The organism is Neobacillus novalis NBRC 102450, assembly GCF_001591805.1.
Lineage (GTDB): Bacteria > Bacillota > Bacilli > Bacillales > Cytobacillaceae > Neobacillus > Neobacillus novalis.
Genome location: NZ_BCVP01000004.1, coordinates 22,280 through 38,409 on the forward strand (window position 1 = coordinate 22,280; position 16,130 = coordinate 38,409).

Annotated in this window: 16 protein-coding genes; 7 read left to right on the plus strand and 9 right to left on the minus strand. The window is 39.3% G+C overall.

Annotation, left to right across the window (positions count from 1 at the left end):
* Positions 1 to 3: 3 nt before the first annotated feature.
* The 3 genes from BANVL01_RS02360 to BANVL01_RS02370 form a co-directional block, all read right to left on the minus strand.
* Positions 4 to 951 carry a BMP family ABC transporter substrate-binding protein gene (locus BANVL01_RS02360; protein ID WP_066096241.1) on the minus strand — a complete coding sequence of 316 codons (948 nt, stop codon included), beginning with the start codon at positions 949 to 951 and terminating at the stop codon, positions 4 to 6.
* 188 nt (positions 952 to 1,139) lie between these two features.
* A complete protein-coding gene (locus BANVL01_RS02365; protein WP_066084341.1) occupies positions 1,140 to 1,985 on the minus strand; it encodes a hypothetical protein in 846 nt (281 codons plus the stop codon).
* Positions 1,986 to 2,069: 84 nt separating this feature from the next.
* A complete protein-coding gene (locus tag BANVL01_RS02370; RefSeq protein ID WP_066084340.1) occupies positions 2,070 to 2,792 on the minus strand; it encodes a hydrolase in 723 nt (240 codons plus the stop codon).
* A gap of 195 nt (positions 2,793 to 2,987) precedes the next feature.
* On the opposite strand from BANVL01_RS02370, the gene BANVL01_RS02375 reads away from it, so the two are divergent.
* Positions 2,988 to 3,173 (plus strand): YjzD family protein, encoded by a 186-nt coding sequence (locus BANVL01_RS02375; protein WP_066084338.1) that lies wholly within the window; start codon positions 2,988 to 2,990, stop codon positions 3,171 to 3,173.
* Positions 3,174 to 3,235: 62 nt separating this feature from the next.
* Here the strand turns inward: BANVL01_RS02375 and clpB are convergent, their stop codons facing one another.
* Positions 3,236 to 5,830 (minus strand): ATP-dependent chaperone ClpB, encoded by a 2,595-nt coding sequence (gene clpB / locus BANVL01_RS02380; protein WP_066084337.1) that lies wholly within the window; start codon positions 5,828 to 5,830, stop codon positions 3,236 to 3,238.
* Between the two features lie 126 nt (positions 5,831 to 5,956).
* Positions 5,957 to 6,136, minus strand: a complete 180-nt coding sequence (locus BANVL01_RS02385; protein WP_066084336.1) for a YjzC family protein — start codon at positions 6,134 to 6,136, stop codon at positions 5,957 to 5,959.
* Between the two features lie 281 nt (positions 6,137 to 6,417).
* Here BANVL01_RS02385 and BANVL01_RS02390 point away from each other — a divergent pair, with 281 nt between their 5' ends.
* On the plus strand, positions 6,418 to 7,110 hold the full coding sequence (locus BANVL01_RS02390) for a Crp/Fnr family transcriptional regulator (protein ID WP_082804846.1): 693 nt from the start codon (positions 6,418 to 6,420) through the stop codon (positions 7,108 to 7,110).
* 36 nt (positions 7,111 to 7,146) lie between these two features.
* Here the strand turns inward: BANVL01_RS02390 and BANVL01_RS02395 are convergent, their stop codons facing one another.
* Positions 7,147 to 7,875: a YwiC-like family protein gene (locus BANVL01_RS02395; protein WP_066084335.1), complete on the minus strand. Its 729-nt coding sequence runs from the start codon at positions 7,873 to 7,875 to the stop codon at positions 7,147 to 7,149.
* 192 nt (positions 7,876 to 8,067) lie between these two features.
* Between BANVL01_RS02395 and BANVL01_RS02400 the strand changes: the two genes are divergently transcribed.
* The 4 genes from BANVL01_RS02400 to BANVL01_RS02415 are packed head-to-tail and all read left to right on the plus strand — an operon-like array spanning position 8,068 to position 12,196.
* Positions 8,068 to 9,642 carry a spore germination protein gene (locus BANVL01_RS02400; protein WP_066084333.1) on the plus strand — a complete coding sequence of 525 codons (1,575 nt, stop codon included), beginning with the start codon at positions 8,068 to 8,070 and terminating at the stop codon, positions 9,640 to 9,642.
* Positions 9,642 to 10,847, plus strand: a complete 1,206-nt coding sequence (locus BANVL01_RS02405) for a Ger(x)C family spore germination protein (RefSeq protein WP_066147685.1) — start codon at positions 9,642 to 9,644, stop codon at positions 10,845 to 10,847. The genes BANVL01_RS02400 and BANVL01_RS02405 overlap by 1 nt, the downstream gene beginning before the upstream one ends.
* Positions 10,847 to 11,077, plus strand: coding sequence for a hypothetical protein (locus BANVL01_RS02410; RefSeq protein ID WP_066084332.1), 231 nt, complete (start codon positions 10,847 to 10,849; stop codon positions 11,075 to 11,077). Before BANVL01_RS02405 ends, BANVL01_RS02410 begins: the two co-directional genes overlap by 1 nt.
* Before the next feature lie 24 nt (positions 11,078 to 11,101).
* Complete coding sequence (locus tag BANVL01_RS02415; RefSeq protein WP_082804847.1) at positions 11,102 to 12,196, plus strand: GerAB/ArcD/ProY family transporter; 1,095 nt, start codon at positions 11,102 to 11,104, stop codon at positions 12,194 to 12,196.
* A 24-nt stretch (positions 12,197 to 12,220) separates the two neighbouring features.
* Here the strand turns inward: BANVL01_RS02415 and mobB are convergent, their stop codons facing one another.
* A complete protein-coding gene (gene mobB / locus BANVL01_RS02420; protein ID WP_066084330.1) occupies positions 12,221 to 12,760 on the minus strand; it encodes a molybdopterin-guanine dinucleotide biosynthesis protein B in 540 nt (179 codons plus the stop codon).
* Entirely contained in the window at positions 12,748 to 14,013 is a 1,266-nt protein-coding gene (locus BANVL01_RS02425) for a molybdopterin molybdotransferase MoeA (protein WP_066084328.1), read from the minus strand. Before BANVL01_RS02425 ends, mobB begins: the two co-directional genes overlap by 13 nt.
* Positions 14,014 to 14,253: 240 nt before the next feature.
* On the opposite strand from BANVL01_RS02425, the gene ric reads away from it, so the two are divergent.
* Positions 14,254 to 14,952, plus strand: a complete 699-nt coding sequence (gene ric, locus BANVL01_RS02430; RefSeq protein ID WP_066084326.1) for an iron-sulfur cluster repair di-iron protein — start codon at positions 14,254 to 14,256, stop codon at positions 14,950 to 14,952.
* Positions 14,953 to 15,019: 67 nt separating this feature from the next.
* Here ric and moaA read toward each other — a convergent pair whose 3' ends face one another.
* Positions 15,020 to 16,036, minus strand: coding sequence for a GTP 3',8-cyclase MoaA (moaA, locus tag BANVL01_RS02435; protein WP_066084323.1), 1,017 nt, complete (start codon positions 16,034 to 16,036; stop codon positions 15,020 to 15,022).
* Positions 16,037 to 16,130 lie beyond the last annotated feature (94 nt).

Consider the following 16,130-nt stretch of genomic DNA (forward strand, 5'->3'; position numbering starts at 1 on the left):
ACTTTATTTCGGCAATTTTCCTGTTTTCTGATAGGTTATTATTTGTTCATTCATACTCTGAATAAATTTTTTATCAACTAATGGACTGTATTTACCAAGGGAGATAACATCATCTTGAAAATCAAAGGAAAGGTTACCCGATTTTAGCTTTCCATTGTTGTATTGGTCAGCAACTTTTTCATATAATGTATCAACCTGCTGAATAGTGCTTGTTAAAACGGTCGATTCCCCGAGGTCAGACTGATCTGAAACATAGCCAATAGCAAATAATCCGCGTTCCTTAAGCCGTTCAATAACCGGAACATTAAATCCGTCACCAGCTGGATAGACCACATCGACACCATCTTCCAACATTGAATCAACTAATTGAACCGCCTTTTTTCCATCGTCCCAATTGCCAACGTATTCGATACTGACATTGATTTGTTTATTTTCGGCCTTCGCTCCTTGATAAAAGCCTTCAATCTCCGGCTGCCATTCATAGGCGGCTATCACACCCACCTTTTGCTGTGAGGACATATGGGCTGCAACCATCCCGCCAAAAAAACCCATTGCATGTGCCTTAAAGTTTAAACTGGTTGTATTTGAGTTTTTTGCATCACCGTTAAAGCTGACAAAATGTATATTGGGATAGTTTTTGGAAATATTATTGAAATATTCAGCGTACTCAGAACCGTGGCCAAAAATTAGATTTACTCCTTTTTGATTGAATTCTTCTACCGCTCGTGCGACGACGGTTTCTGAATTCATTCCTTCTTTATAAAAGACATCTATATTAAATTTTGATTGTACCTTCAACATTCCTTTAAAGCCTTTCGTACCCCATACCTGGTCATTGACAGTTTCAGGAACTAACAAGCCCGCTTTCTGTAATTTACCTGAAGACTTTGTTTCCCCGCAGGCTCCAAGTAAAAAAAGACAAAAAAGAATAATTCCGAAACGGTTCAGCATTCCATGCAACTCCTTTAAAACGGCAGGCATTCCATTACACATCTGTTCCTTCCCATCGAATTTATAGAAAGAAACTCTTTTTTCCTTTTATTCTAACCTTAGCGTAATCAAATGGAAAGATAAATTTCCGACACACTAAGTTTTAGGGATTTTTAACAGGAGTTAAGATTATAAAAATCCAGGTGTCTTTACAAACCGGTTGGGAATAAACGATTTACATGTTCTACTTGTTTAGTGATAGAATCTGCTATGGAAGTTACCTTTACGGAAACCTTGATAACTTCATGATCCACTTTCATTGGTTCAAGAGTATTGGATTTTACCAAACCTTCTTTTATATGAAGAAATGCGGCACACCTGGTCCAATAACTCTTCTCCCCACTTTTTAGCAGATAACTTCTTGGAGGATCCTCGTATTTTCTCGTTTCCAGAATTTCAAAAATGGATGCCGCTGCATCATCTACAAATAGAACATCCCCAGTCCATTCCCTGTCTGCAAGCTTAAGTTCCTGCTTCTGAAATTTTGCAATAATCGCCTGTTGAAATAAAAATGCTTCAGGCTGCCAGGGTCCGTAGATGGCAGGTAAATAAAATAATTGGCTATTTTTCACCTGGCCCTTCGTTTTATTTAAGAAATCTGTTAATTCTATGTCCCTTTTAGCGCCAAGCATTTGAATTGGCAGAAGAAATATTAATTCAATATTTTTTTGATTCCGTTGCAAATAGTGAAATATCGATTCTATTATCTTTTCTTTTCGTAAAATTGCTTCCTTGTTAAGGATATATAAATCGTATATCGAAAGAATAAAAGCCGTTTTTACGTTGGCTTCCTCACGGCAATTTTCCAACTCTGCTAATGTTTGTTCGCTATAGTTAGCATTCCTGCCTATCTCAAGTCTTTTTTCCTCACGAAATAAATTACTTTCTATCTCATCTATGTGGATGCCTACAACTTCAACACCCTTATTAAGCAGCGTTTTGCAAGCATGAAAACTGATAAATTCGTACACACCAAAAATAACGGCCTTGTCCATTAAAATCTTCCTCCCCAAATCTAGCCCTTATAGAATCCTATGCGGTTCATGAAGGAAATATTTCTTAGTGGAGAGGAAGGTGTCTTACAGGACTGTTTCATGACTATTAAAAAACTTAATAAATATTTTGCCGAGCTGTGGTTTTTTTTCAGGAAGAATATAAGTAGGATGGATTTCTCGAGTACGAATGATTTGTTGATACAGTTTTGATTGAGCATACGATTTTCCACCAGATAGGACATGAATAATCTTAACGGGAACGTCGAACTCAAGATTAATGGTATCCTCCATGCTGGATATTTTGCCTTCTAGCGCCCTTTGGCCCATTTTATGGGCAGCTGATAGTTCCCTCATCAATTTTTTATAAAAAAATTTATGCTCCTTTTCCTGTTCAATATGGTGCTTTAAGGAAAGAATTGGATTTAGAAGGATCACAGACCTAATACACCCCTCCATCTTTTCCATTAATTTTACGGCAACGAGAGCTCCCATTCCTTCAGCCAATATATGAATTTGATTATTAAGGATCTCGCTTCGAATGACGTACTGGTATAATCTTTGCGCAAGCTCAACAGCTTTTTCGCTTCCCCAGTTTCGCCCATATAGATTTGAGGAAAAAATGGTGTACCCTTTTTCTTTTAATTGGTCGATAAAGGCCAGCTTTCCTTCATTTTGTGTCCAAAAGCATTTACTCTCATCGACAAAATGCCTTTCATCTCCTATGATTAAGACCCCAAATCCGGCAGGCTTTTCTGGGTAATGAATAATATTCCATTGGGTATCCATTTGAAAATTGCGATTTTCCATAGATAAATCTCCTTTTACATAGTTCCTCAAAATATTGTATGTCATTTCACAAAAGATGAATGGGAGTTTGCCTATTTCCTGTGTATATTTGAAAAGGTCTCGGCGTTTTTTTAGAATTGTTGATAAACCATTTATTATTTCGAAAACATATGATAATATGAGTAAAGATGTAAAATAGGTTAGAGGTGAAAAATAGTGCGATTCTTTTGGACATTTCTCTGGTCCTTTCTTTTAGTGCAAATGCTTTCTTATGTAGTTAGTTCAATGACCCCTGGTGCGGAATTTGATTTTATCCCCGGTGCTATTGTTTCTGTTGGGGTAACCGTATTGATATTCATTGCTGCCGCTGTGATTCCAAATGAGCCAGTTGAAAATCATTAATCGTTGAACAAAAAAGGTCTTCCATACATATGGATGACCTTTTTTCTTAGGATGATCTTGCTTTAATTCACCGTTAATGCCACTTCTCCATCTTCGATTGTGATTTCAACCTTTGACTGGTCAGTTACTCTCCCTGCAATGATTTCACGAGCCAGTTTGGTTTCAATATTCCGTTGAATATAACGTTTCAACGGTCTTGCGCCATAGATTGGGTCAAAGCCATTTTCAGCGATAAATTCTTTTGCATCCTCACGAATGGAAATATCAATTTGCTGCTGCTTTAACCTATTTTCGAGCTCCCTCATCATCTTCACAACAATGTTTTTTATCTCACTTAGTGACAGCGGCTTAAAGAGAATGGTTTCATCAATTCGATTTAAAAATTCGGGACGGAAATGGGCCCTTAGCTGACTCATCACCCTATCTCTAGTCACTTCAGATATTTCAATCTCATTTTCACTTCGTTCTAATAAAAAATGCGAGCCAATATTGGAGGTCATGATAATAACGGTATTCTTAAAGTCGACAACCCGGCCTTGTGAATCCGTTATTCGCCCATCATCAAGTGCTTGGAGGAGAATATTGAACACTTCCGGATGGGCCTTTTCGATTTCGTCCATTAAAATAACCGAATATGGCCTTCTTCGTACCGCTTCAGTCAGCTGTCCGCCTTCTTCATAGCCGACATAACCCGGAGGTGCACCAATTAAGCGAGAGACGGCATGCTTCTCCATATATTCGGACATATCAATACGAATAATCTGTTCTTCACTGTCAAATAGCGACTCTGCCAATGCTTTCGCTAGCTCCGTTTTCCCCACGCCTGTCGGCCCAAGAAATAAAAATGAACCAATCGGCCGGTTAGGATCCTTGATTCCCGCCCTTGCCCGGAGGACTGCATCAGTTACCAATCGGACGGCTTCATTTTGGCCGATTACCCGCTCATGCAGAATTGAATCTAATTTGAGCAGCTTTTCTCGTTCCCCTTCGACTAGCTTAGAGAGGGGAATTCCTGTCCATCTAGATACAATATTCGAGATTTCTTCCCCGGTCACCTCCTCACGAAGTAACCGCTCCCCCTTTCTTGCCTCCGCTTCCAATTCCTTAAGTTCCTTTTCCGCTAATGGAATTTGTCCATGGCGAAGTTCCGCTGCCCTATTTAAATCATATTTATCCTCTGCCTGCTGAAGCTCTCTGCGAAGTTTTTCAAGCTTCCCCCGTTTGTCCTGTAATTCCTGAATGCATTGTTTCTCTTGCAGCCATTTTGCCTTCATTATATCCAGCTGTTCTTTTAAATCAGCAAGTTCCTTTAACAGAACTTCAAGCCTTAGTTTACTTCCTTCGTCACTCTCTTTTCTTAAAGCAGCTTCTTCAATTTCGAGCTGCATGACCCTGCGGGTTACTTCATCCAATTCAGTCGGCATTGAGTCAATTTCGGTACGAATCAGGGCACAGGCTTCGTCAACAAGGTCTATAGCTTTATCCGGTAAAAATCGATCAGTAATATAACGGTCTGAAAGCGTTGCTGCCGCAACCAAGGCATGATCATGAATTTTCACTCCGTGGTGTACCTCATACCTTTCCTTTAGGCCTCGTAAAATGGAAATGGTGTCTTCAACATTCGGTTCTTGGACAAGTACCTGCTGAAACCTCCGCTCAAGTGCGGGGTCTTTTTCAATATATTTTCGATGCTCATCAAGTGTTGTAGCCCCAATACAATGAAGCTCACCGCGGGCAAGCATTGGTTTTAACATATTGCCGGCATCCATGGCTCCTTCTGTCTTACCTGCCCCTACTATCGTATGAATTTCATCAATGAACAGCAATATCTGCCCTTCACTTTTTTTGATTTCATTTAGGACTGCTTTCAGTCTTTCTTCAAACTCGCCCCTGAATTTCGCCCCGGCAATAAGCGCGCTCATATCAAGTGAAAAAATCGTTTTATCCTTCAAACCTTCAGGAACATCCTTCCTGACAATCCGCTCGGCAAGCCCTTCTACAATTGCTGTCTTCCCTACACCAGGTTCACCAATTAGGACAGGATTGTTCTTTGTCTTCCTCGATAAAATCCGAATAACATTGCGGATTTCTGTGTCCCTTCCAATGACCGGGTCCATTTTTCCGGCCTTTACCTCGGCAACGAGATCCCTGCCGTATTTCTTTAGAGCATCATATCCAGCTTCCGGATTTTGTGATGTCACTCGTTGATTCCCCCTTATTTCCTTTATCGCTTTTACTATTTCTTCCGCTGTTTTCCCAAAGGCATTAACAATCTTCCACATCTCAGAATCGTTTGCAAACGAAGCAGCCAAGAGAATATGCTCAACAGAGATAAACTCATCGGAAAACTTTGACGCAAATTCCTCAGCACTTACCAGTAGTTTTTGCAGCTTCGCCGTGATATAAAGTTTCCCTTGCTGGACTCCGCCTCCTGTAACTTGAGGTTTTTTAGCCAATGATTCCAGAAGGCTGTTTTTAATTTTTTCGGCAGGCAAACCGGCCCTTTCAAGAATGGCAGCAATAAGGCTGTCCTCCTGCTCCATTAACGCCAAAAGTAAGTGAGGTTCATCAACCTCTTGATGACTTTTCTTAACTGCTATTGACTGTGCAACCATTAAGCCTTGTTGCAATCGTTCAGTCATTCGGTTTAAGTCCATATTGTCACACTCCTCATTTGACCTTTTTTGACCTATTATCATTATTATAAAACAATCCATTACTGGAGTAAAATTTTGGACAGGGAAAAAGCCACCCGCTTGGATGACTTTGTCTTTTACCATGTATTAAGGCTTGCGCTGATATGTCCAAACCCGGTTATCATTCGATGTCTCAGGAAATGGATCCCCTGCTTTAAGCTTTATTTGTTTGGGATGGAGTACATTACTTCCCGTTTCACCCTCTTCAATATAAATGCCGTTATTTGGTGCTTTTTTCCCTGATTTAAACTGGCGGTTTTGGCCCATTCTTTTCCCTCCTTTTCATCTACTCACTATTATCTCCTTTTCGGGTGTTGTCATTATAGGAATTTCTTTCAAATTTCTACAAACATCGACGTTATTTCCTGAGGAATAATAAAAATGTCGTAGGACTTTTGACGATTATATGAACTTATTCCACATTTATTGCTAATTATTCCTGGTTAACAATATAATTATAGTAATATCTTACAAACCCAATCATGACTGTCATTTTTTAAAAAATCAAATTTGCGATTAATTTCGCACCTTTAAAGGTGGTTATGAGCATGCAGTCAGTTAAAGAATTACCAGTAACATTTACCCATCTATTTGATACGGTGCATCATGTCAGAAAAATAAAAAAAGGCACCTTTCTTTTTCAGGAAGGTTCTGTTGCCGATGAATTGTATATAGTCCAAAGCGGGATACTCCAAATTAGTAAAATTATTCCTGACGGAAGGGAGCTTACATTAAGAATGTGCTCTAGTGGTGATTTTGTCGGTGAATTAAATTTATTCTCCCCTGCTTCCAGGTATTTATTAAGCGCACGGGTTGTTGAAAGTGGTGAAGTGGCCGTCATTATGAAGGACATTCTGGAAGAAAAGCTTTCGCAAGATCTCTCACTTTCCTTTGAATTCATAAAATGGATGAGTCTGCAATATCGGAAAACGCAAACCAAATTTCGTGACTTGGTTCTCCACGGCAAAAAAGGCGCTTTGTATTCCACACTGATTCGAATCAGCAATAGCTATGGTATTAAAACCAATAAAGGGATATTGATTGGTTTACCGTTAACCAATCAAGAATTGGCTAATTTCTGCGGCACTTCCCGTGAAGTAGTAAACCGCTTACTGAGCGACCTAAGAAAAACTGGCACCATCTCGATAGATAAGGGCACGATTACGATTCATGATTTAGGGTACTTAAAAAGGGAAATCGATTGCGAAGAATGTCCAACAGAAATATGTAAGGTTGATTAGCAATTTCTACGAAAAAAAAGCCGGTATCGGCTTTTTTTATTTGTGTAAAATTATTTGTACAGCAATGATAATGAAGAACAGACATGAGTTTATGATTTCGTAAATGCCGATTTGCTTTGGAGATAATTTCTTTCCGTAAAAAAGGATCGCTCTAAGCAAGCTCGGAATAAAGGCGAGTGCTACAATCCAAAAACCACCTATGAACCAGACAAGAACGAGCAGGAAATGGTACCCCCATGAGATCCATTTGAACTTTGTATTCTTCTTTTCCCTAATCATGGATTTCACATAAAAGGTACAGCCGATAAAAAATAGTACTGATGTAATAAAGGTAAAAATAAGCGCTGTTGCGTTCACATTACCCTCATATAAATAATTGCTGGCCAAGCCGGCTATCGAAAAAGCGAAGATAGCGCTAATATCATTCATAAAGGCACGGTCTTGATTTTTTGAAGTATAGTAAGCATTGATCATAAAAAACGGCATCATCAAAAGTCCAAAATAAAAAAGGCTTGGTCTTGCTGCTAATGGGACGCCTAATAGCAATAATGCGGGTACCATATAAATAAGCGTCCACTTTGTATAAAAGGGGATTTTTTTCTTTTTAAATAAGAGGAGCATCGGATAGGTTGCCAAATACAATAAGAGCCAGCCAATAAAAAACGGGATATGCTGCCATAAAAACCCCCCATCGATGACTCCAAGCCAAAAAGGGATGATCAGCATTGCCCAAGCACCATGTTGTTTAGGTAAAAATAATTTCATCTTCGTCACTCCTTATTCCTATCTGCCTTTAATATAAGGTAGCGAAGCAGAAAAAAAAGTGAAACATATCACATAATGACACCTACAATTGTGAAGAAATTTCATCTCTTTCTTTAAGTCATCTACAAAATTCTCATAATCCCGCTTTTTTTGGAAAGAATAACCTTGATTATTAATAAGGGGATCCTGCTGATGAATTATTTTAAGCATAAAAAAAATAAAGGATACCGTTTTCCAAGCCAGCAAATAACAGAAACACTATCTAAATTACCCAACATACCGATCAATCTAGATTTGAATCAAAATATCGAATTACTAAAATCAGCTTATACCGATTGCTCCGATGTCGTATTTCGCGAATTTACCATCGGTGCTCGGACAAAAGCTGCTCTCATTTATATCGATGGGCTTTCAAATACTCAGGAAATTGATCAACAGGTTCTCATGCCACTCGTACAGTTGGAAAGCTTTGATCCAGGAACATCGATTGAAAATGTAAGTAAGAAATTAGCTGTTTCTGATGTATTGGTAATCCACACCATTACTGATGTTATTAAACAAATTTCAATTGGAAACCCCGTGATTCTTATTAACAATAAAATAAAAGGAATTTCTATAGGTTTACCAAAGTGGGAGAAACGGGGAATCGAGGATCCTGTGGCCGAATCCGTTATTCGCGGTCCGAGGGAAGGTTTTGTTGAAACATTAAGAGTAAATACTTCCCTTTTACGTAGAAAAATTCGCCATCCCGCATTAAAAATGAAACAAATGACAATCGGTAAGTTCACAGAAACGCAAGTAATCATTGCTTATATTGATGGGATCGCAAGCAACACATTAATCAAAGAAGTGACAAATCGGTTAGAACGAATTGAAATCGATGGTATTTTGGAAAGCGGGTATATCGAGGAAATGATTGAGGATGACCCTTTTTCGCCTTTCCCGCAAGTATTATCAACAGAACGGCCGGATGTTGCGGCCTCCAGCCTTTTAGAAGGACGGGTTGTCATATTGATTGATGGAACTCCCTTCACCCTTATTGCTCCATGTACGTTCGCAAGTTTGTTACAAGCACCAGAAGATTACTACAACCGATTTTTAATCAGTACATTCATCCGTTGGCTGCGTTATTTATTCTTTTTTATCGCATTGCTCGCTCCATCAGCTTATGTTGCTATTCTTACGTACCACCAAGAAATGGTCCCAGCATCTCTCCTCTTAACCATTGCCCAAAGCCGTGAGCAAATCCCATTCCCGGCATTGATTGAAGCATTCATTATGGAAATCACATTTGAGGCATTGCGCGAAGCGGGTATAAGACTGCCGAAACAAGTAGGTGCTGCAGTAAGTATCGTTGGCGCACTTGTCATTGGACAAGCAGCAACCACGGCTGGTCTTGTTTCATCAGCGATGGTAATGGTGGTGGCGATTACGGGGGTCGCCTCGTTTTTACTACCAAGATATGCTGCAGGAATTGCGATTCGGATGCTGCGCTTTCCAATCATGATATTATCCGGAATATTAGGTTTATTAGGGGTTATGCTTGGGATTATCGCTATTGTCGTACATCTTTGCACCATACGTTCTTTCGGTGTTCCGTATTTAAATTCAATGGCCCCACTTAAGATTCACAATTTAAAGGATGTACTCATTCGTGCCCCTTGGTGGGCAATGAACACTCTTCCGGAATCCTCGTCTACTGAATTAGGGAACCTGCATCGGCAGCCTCATGATCAGAAACCCGATCCAAGTAAAGGTGGTGATTAATGATGGACTTTTTCAGACGAAGGAAGAATAAATATATTTCCCTAGTCCTTCTTCTTTGCCTCATAATACTTTTGCTTGCCGGATGCTGGGATCGTACAGAAGTAAATGACTTAGCAATCATTTTGGCAACTGGGGTTGATATAAGTAAAAATAAGGAGATTGAACTATCCGTCCAAGTATTTATACCAAAACCGGCAGAAGGCGGACAACAAGGAGGGGTGTCAAGCGGAAGTACTAGTAGTCAAACTTTAGTTAGATCAGCCGAAGGAGTAACAATTGCTGATGCGATGTCTAGGCTCCAAGAGAAGCTTACAAGGCGGATTTTCTGGGGACAAAACGAGGTGCTAATTATCGGCGAGAAATTAGCAAAAAAAGGAATTGGGGATCAAATTGATTTTTGGATGGGGCATACGGATCCACGCGAACGTGCTGATGTTTTTGTTTCTATGGACTCAGCAAAGGAAGTTTTGGAGTCGATGCCGGAGTTGGAGCGGGACGCTGCTAAACAGCTGAGCAAATTGGTCGACTCACAAATAGGTGTAAAAGTAACTGTAAAAGATTTGTCGGAAATGTTAACAGGGGATTCTAGTGCAGCCGTCATTCCTTGGGTTGCAAAAATGTCACCGTCCAATTTGGAAGTTAACGAGGGGAAGAACATTCCATTCATTAAAGGGTCAGCCGTATTGAAAGGAGATAAGATGGTCGGGAGACTGAGCGATAAAGAATCTAGGGGGATACTTTGGCCGAGAAATGAAATGAAATCAGGTATTATTACGATTTCTTTAAAAGACGAAAAGGGCTTTGTGTCATTAAATTTGTTAAGAAGCCATAACCAGTTGATTCCTAAGATTTCAAACGGAAACTGGAGCATCATGGTTAAGACGGATACAGATCTAGAAGTTATTCAAAATACAACAAATCTTAATTTGTTAAATCTAAAGTCGTCAAAAAAAGTAAAACGGATGGTTGTTCAAGAAATTGAGGAAAGAGAGAGATTGACTTTATCAAAAGCACGGAAAAAAATGAATGCTGATATATTTGGCTTTGCAGGAGCGTTCCATCGGGATTATCCAGGTACATGGAAAAGGAAGAAAAACGAATGGAGCGAAATATTCCGAAAAGTAGACGTTACATTCGATACAAAGGTAAATATTAGAAGAACAGGTTTATCCAATGAGAAAGCCAAAAAAGGTGGGGGAGAATAATGAAGTGGGGAGGGATATTGGGAATAACGGCTCTATTGATGCTTATCATTTTATATGAATGGCCGAAACTGAAGAAAAATATAAGGAAAATGCAGGTAGTGTTTTTTACGGTAATTACGATTGGATGGGTGCTTGCTATTTTACTCATTTTATTCCCTAACATGCCTGGACCAAGCCAATTAATTGACTTTATCTTCAAACCAATCGGCAGATATTGGGAAATTAGTTAGTATCTTATAAAGGAATGAAGCAAAATGATTGAAAAAGGGAAAATTTCCTCCTTCCAAATGGCACTAATTATGTACGCGGTCGTTGTTGCCACGGCCATTCTTTATATTCCATTTATTACCGCACAACAGGCAAAACGTGATCTATGGCTTTCTCCCCTTTGGGCTGCTTTAAGCGGTTTTTTGATTGTTTTAATTATAACTAAACTCTATAAACTTTACCCGAAGAAGACCCTTGTCGAATATAGTGAACTCATTCTTGGTCGTACCTTTGGAAAGATCATCGGGTTCATCTTCTTATTCTTCCTTTTATATGATACGGCCATAGCTTTTAGGGAATATGGGGAATTCGTCGAAAGTGCCTTTTTGCATAAAACTCCGATAGTTGTTGTTACTGGAGGTATAGCACTAACTTGTGCTTTTGCTGTCCATGGGGGCATAGAAGTATTAGGGAGGAGTGCTACTGTTTTCTTGCCAATTGTCTTGGTTCTTTACGTAATGATTTATTTATTCTTAATTCCCGATCTGAACGTAAAAAATATCTTTCCAATCATGGAGGATGGCTGGATACCTTCTGTTAAAGGATCTCTTGCACCACATGCTTGGTTAAGTCAATTTTCGTTATTGTCCTTCCTGCTTCCTCTTTTATCGGACGAAACAAAAGCGATGAAATGGAGTATATTGTCTGTAATTGTGAGTGTCCTGACAATGGTATATATCAATCTAGGAAATATATTTCTATTTGGAGGAATTATTACCAACACTCAATTTCCAGTGTTTCAAGCGGCGAGATATATTAGCATTGGATCATTTTTTGAACATGTCGAGTCAATTGTCATAGCCGTTTGGGTTCTTGGTGGTTTTGTACAGCTATCGGCGTTTTTTTATATGCTCGTTCTCGGAACCTCACAATGGCTGAAATTGCCAAGTTATAAGCCAATTATCTTACCATTTGGTTTTTTAATTATTCTTTTCTCTATTTGGTCAGCGTCCTCATTTCAAGAAATGATTCATAGTATGGGGACTACCACACCTTTTTATTTTATTTCCATTCAGCTGCTCATTCCAATGCTGCTTCTGTGTGTCGCAGTCTTCAGAAAAAAACTAAGACAGGCAAAATAAAAAAGAAGGCGAAAGCCTTCTTTTTTACAGATTTGCGAGAAAAAGCTTTTTTATTGTCTGAGCTAACAAAAGAATGGCTGTTTGATCATGAATAGGAAAGCAAGGGATGTTTGTTTGCTCATTAAGGGGTTCTCTCAGCGTTTCTTCCCAATACATTATTACCTTAATATTGTCCACCTTGGCTAACAGCGAAAGGTCTTTATGATTCCTTACCAGCAATAATTTCGGATAATTTTCAAACTTATAACCTTCAATCAAATGCACATCAGGTTGAAAATATTCCATAAGTCTAATTTGGTCCTCTAGGCTGCTATTGATATTTTCTGCCTGCAGGATCAGTCTTCCATCACCCTCAACGACAGAGGCGGATGCTCCTGCTGAAAGATGTCTCGTTGAATCCTTTTGTTCTATTACTTCTGGTTTGCCGCCGTGACCGTGATGTTTGATTGTAACTGTTGTTAATCCCAGGTCTCTTAACGCCTGAATAAGCTTTACCATTACAGTGGTCTTACCGCTATTTTGATAACCTACCACCTGGAATATAACAGGCCTTACCAAGGCCACTCACTGCCAGTTTGGTCCTCAAGTAATAACACCTCTACCTCACTGCCGGCAGTAAATCCTCTCGTACCGCCTGGAAGAATCGTTAAGGAATTTGCACCCGAAAGGCTCATAATGATATTTGACTTATCTAATCCGCTCGGCGCCACTTTTAACCTGCCATCTTTGATAAATACAGAGCTGCGAACAAATCTCGTAAATGGATTTGCCTTAAGAAAGTCGACCTCAAGAATCGCTTTTTCTCTTCGTAAGTGCGGTTTTTTCGAAAATAGCATTCTGCGAATTATTGGCCGGGCAAACAATTCAAATCCAACATAACAGGCGGAAGGATTGCCTGAAAGTCCGAATAGAATTTTTCTATTGTACTGTGCCACTGTCGTCACACTTCCGGGACGCATCGCAACTTTATTAAAGAATACCTCGGCACCTAGTTTTTTGTAAATTGCAGGAAGGTAATCAAAGTCACCTACCGACACACCTCCAGTGGTAATTAACATATCTACCTCTTTTAAAGCGTTTTTGACTGCTTCAAAGCATGTATCGAATTCATCCGGAAGCTTTCCAAAGTAATGAACATTTCCCCCAGCCCTCTCGATTTGGGCAGCAATCATATGAGAATTACTGTTACGAATCTTCCCTGGAACTAATTCCTCGTATACTTCTAACAGCTCTGTACCGGTCGCAAACAGACCTACTAGCGGCTTTTTGGCTACGGGGACATCGTTATAGCCAAATGTAGCCAGCATTGCTTGAATACCAGGATTAATTACTGTCCCTTTTTTAACTAAAATTTCACCTTCTTTGGCATCTTCACCTATAAAGGAAACATTATCACCCTTTTTAAAGCTGCGTTTAATGGACATAAATGGCTTTCCATCTTTTTCGTAGTCCTGTGCGACTTCAAACATGACAACTGCATCTGTTCCTTCAGGCATCATCGCACCGGTCATAATTCTCACGGCCTGATTTTGACCGACAACTTTCTTTGAAACCATTCCAGCACCTATATGGTCAACCACTTCGAATTCGACTGGATTGGACTGTGAGGCTTCAGTGGTATCAATTGATCTGACGGCAAAGCCATCGTATGGAGCCCTGTCAAAATGAGGTACATCACTAGTCGCTATTAAATCCTCAGATAAAAAACGGCTAAAGCTTTCATTTATCGAAACATGTTCCGTTACACCATGTAATTGATATTCCATTATTTTTTGGACGGCTTCTCCTATCGGAATCGTTTTTCTTCTTTCTAACAAACTAATCAGCTCCTGCCTAAAACGGGTAAGTTTTTTCGTTATGTACTAAATTTATATACAGCTAATCTTTATTATAAGCCTACCGAAAACTTGCTGACATATCAAATGTCACAAAAATGAAGGAAAAAATTAAAAATCATAGCGAATGTGTGATGCAGGTCACCTAATTAACTTTCGTTTTCAATTATGCTTAAGTTAGAAATAAAACTACCTTTTAAAAATTCAAGGAGGATTTTAATCATGACTTTCCCAATTACTTCGAATTCATTAGTTAAAGATATTGTAAACGAGTTACCTAAAACAAGTGACGTATTCAAAAAGAACCACATCGACTTTTGCTGCGGCGGCAATATCCCATTATCAGAAGCGGTTGCTCAAAACGGCCTTAATATGGACACTTTGATAACTGAATTAAATGTCGTTTTTGAAAAATATCAAAACGCTGAGAAAGATGTAGAAGTTTGGACAGATTCAGACTCAAATACAATTATTGATCATGTGATTACAAATTACCATCGCGTATCTGAGGAAGAATTAGCCGCGCTTAGCCCATACGTTACGAAAGTTTCACGTGTACATGGAGACAATCATCCAGAGCTGATTAAAGTGTATGAACTCTTTTATGAATTCAAAAAGGAATTAATGGAGCATATGGCTAAAGAAGAAGCAGTCGTCTTCCCATTAATTAAGCAGCTTGCGGACGGAACAGTTGAAAACCGTGAAGAAGCAATCGCCATGATTGTTGAACTTGAAAAAGAGCATGATCATGCGGGTGAAATTTTACGCCAAATCCGTGCCGTAACAACTGATTATGAACTTCCACTTGACGCTTGCGGAACATATCGTTTAGTCTATGCCCGTTTAGAAGCACTAGAAGGATTAACCTTCATGCATGTCCATCTTGAAAATAATATTTTATTCCCAAGGTATCTTGCATAATTTAGAAACAGCCTGGCAATCAGGCTGTTTTTTTGTACAGAAAAAGACTCTCTTAATGTAGAGAGTCTTAACCACCAATATAGGACATTTCAATTTTCTTACGGTTTTTATTTGTCTCAGCCGTTCTTTCGTCGGAATATCGATCATCACGGCCATTCCAAATGGCTGTAATGCGTGCCACAATTTCTTCATCAGTGGCGCCATGTCTCATGAAATTACGAATATCGTGGCCATTTCCATTAAATAAACAAGTAAAAATCTGTCCATTTGCGGAAAGCCTAGAACGGGTACAGCTGGTGCAGAACGATTCTGAGACCGAAGTAATAAAGCCTACATTCACGTCTACATCCTTATAGCGGTAAAGCTTTGCCACCTCACCATAGTATGCCGGATCAACTGGCTCCAATTCAAATCGTTCTTTTAATAAATGATAAATCTGCTTTTTTGTAATGACATCATCCATTTTCCAGCCATTTGTCGAGCCGACGTCCATGAATTCAATATAGCGAAGCTCAAGGCCGTGATTTTTGCAGTATTCTGCCATTGGAATAATTTCCGAATCATTTAGTCCCTTTTTTACCACCATATTGATTTTGACTCCGAGTCCCGCCTGTTTCGCTGCATCAATCCCCTTAAGTACAGGTCCCGTACCAACCCCGCGCCCGTTAATTTTCCCAAATAAATCATCATTTAAGGTATCGAGGCTGACATTTACTCTTTTTAGCCCTGCCTCTTTTAAATCCTTTGCCAATTTTGGGAGCAGCACACCATTCGTTGTTAAGCCGATGTCACTTAAACCTTCAATCGCAGACAGCTTCTTAACAAGAATGGGCATATCTTTTCGTAATAGAGGTTCGCCGCCGGTTAAGCGAATTTTTTCCACACCTATGCTGACAAAGATTTTGGCAAGCCGTTCAATTTCTTCATACGTCAGTAACGCACTTCGCGGCAGGAATTCAAAATCTGGCCCAAATTGATCGGCTGGCATACAGTACTGACAACGAAAATTACAGCGGTCAATCACCGAAATTCTTAAGTCACGTAAAGGTCTATTTAATTTATCTTTAATAATGGTTTTTTCCATTAATATCAACTCCATTATTTTAAGAAGCTATTTTTTATAAGTGTACCAGTTTATTAGAAAAATGGCTGTTACTTTATTCACTATCATAATACTT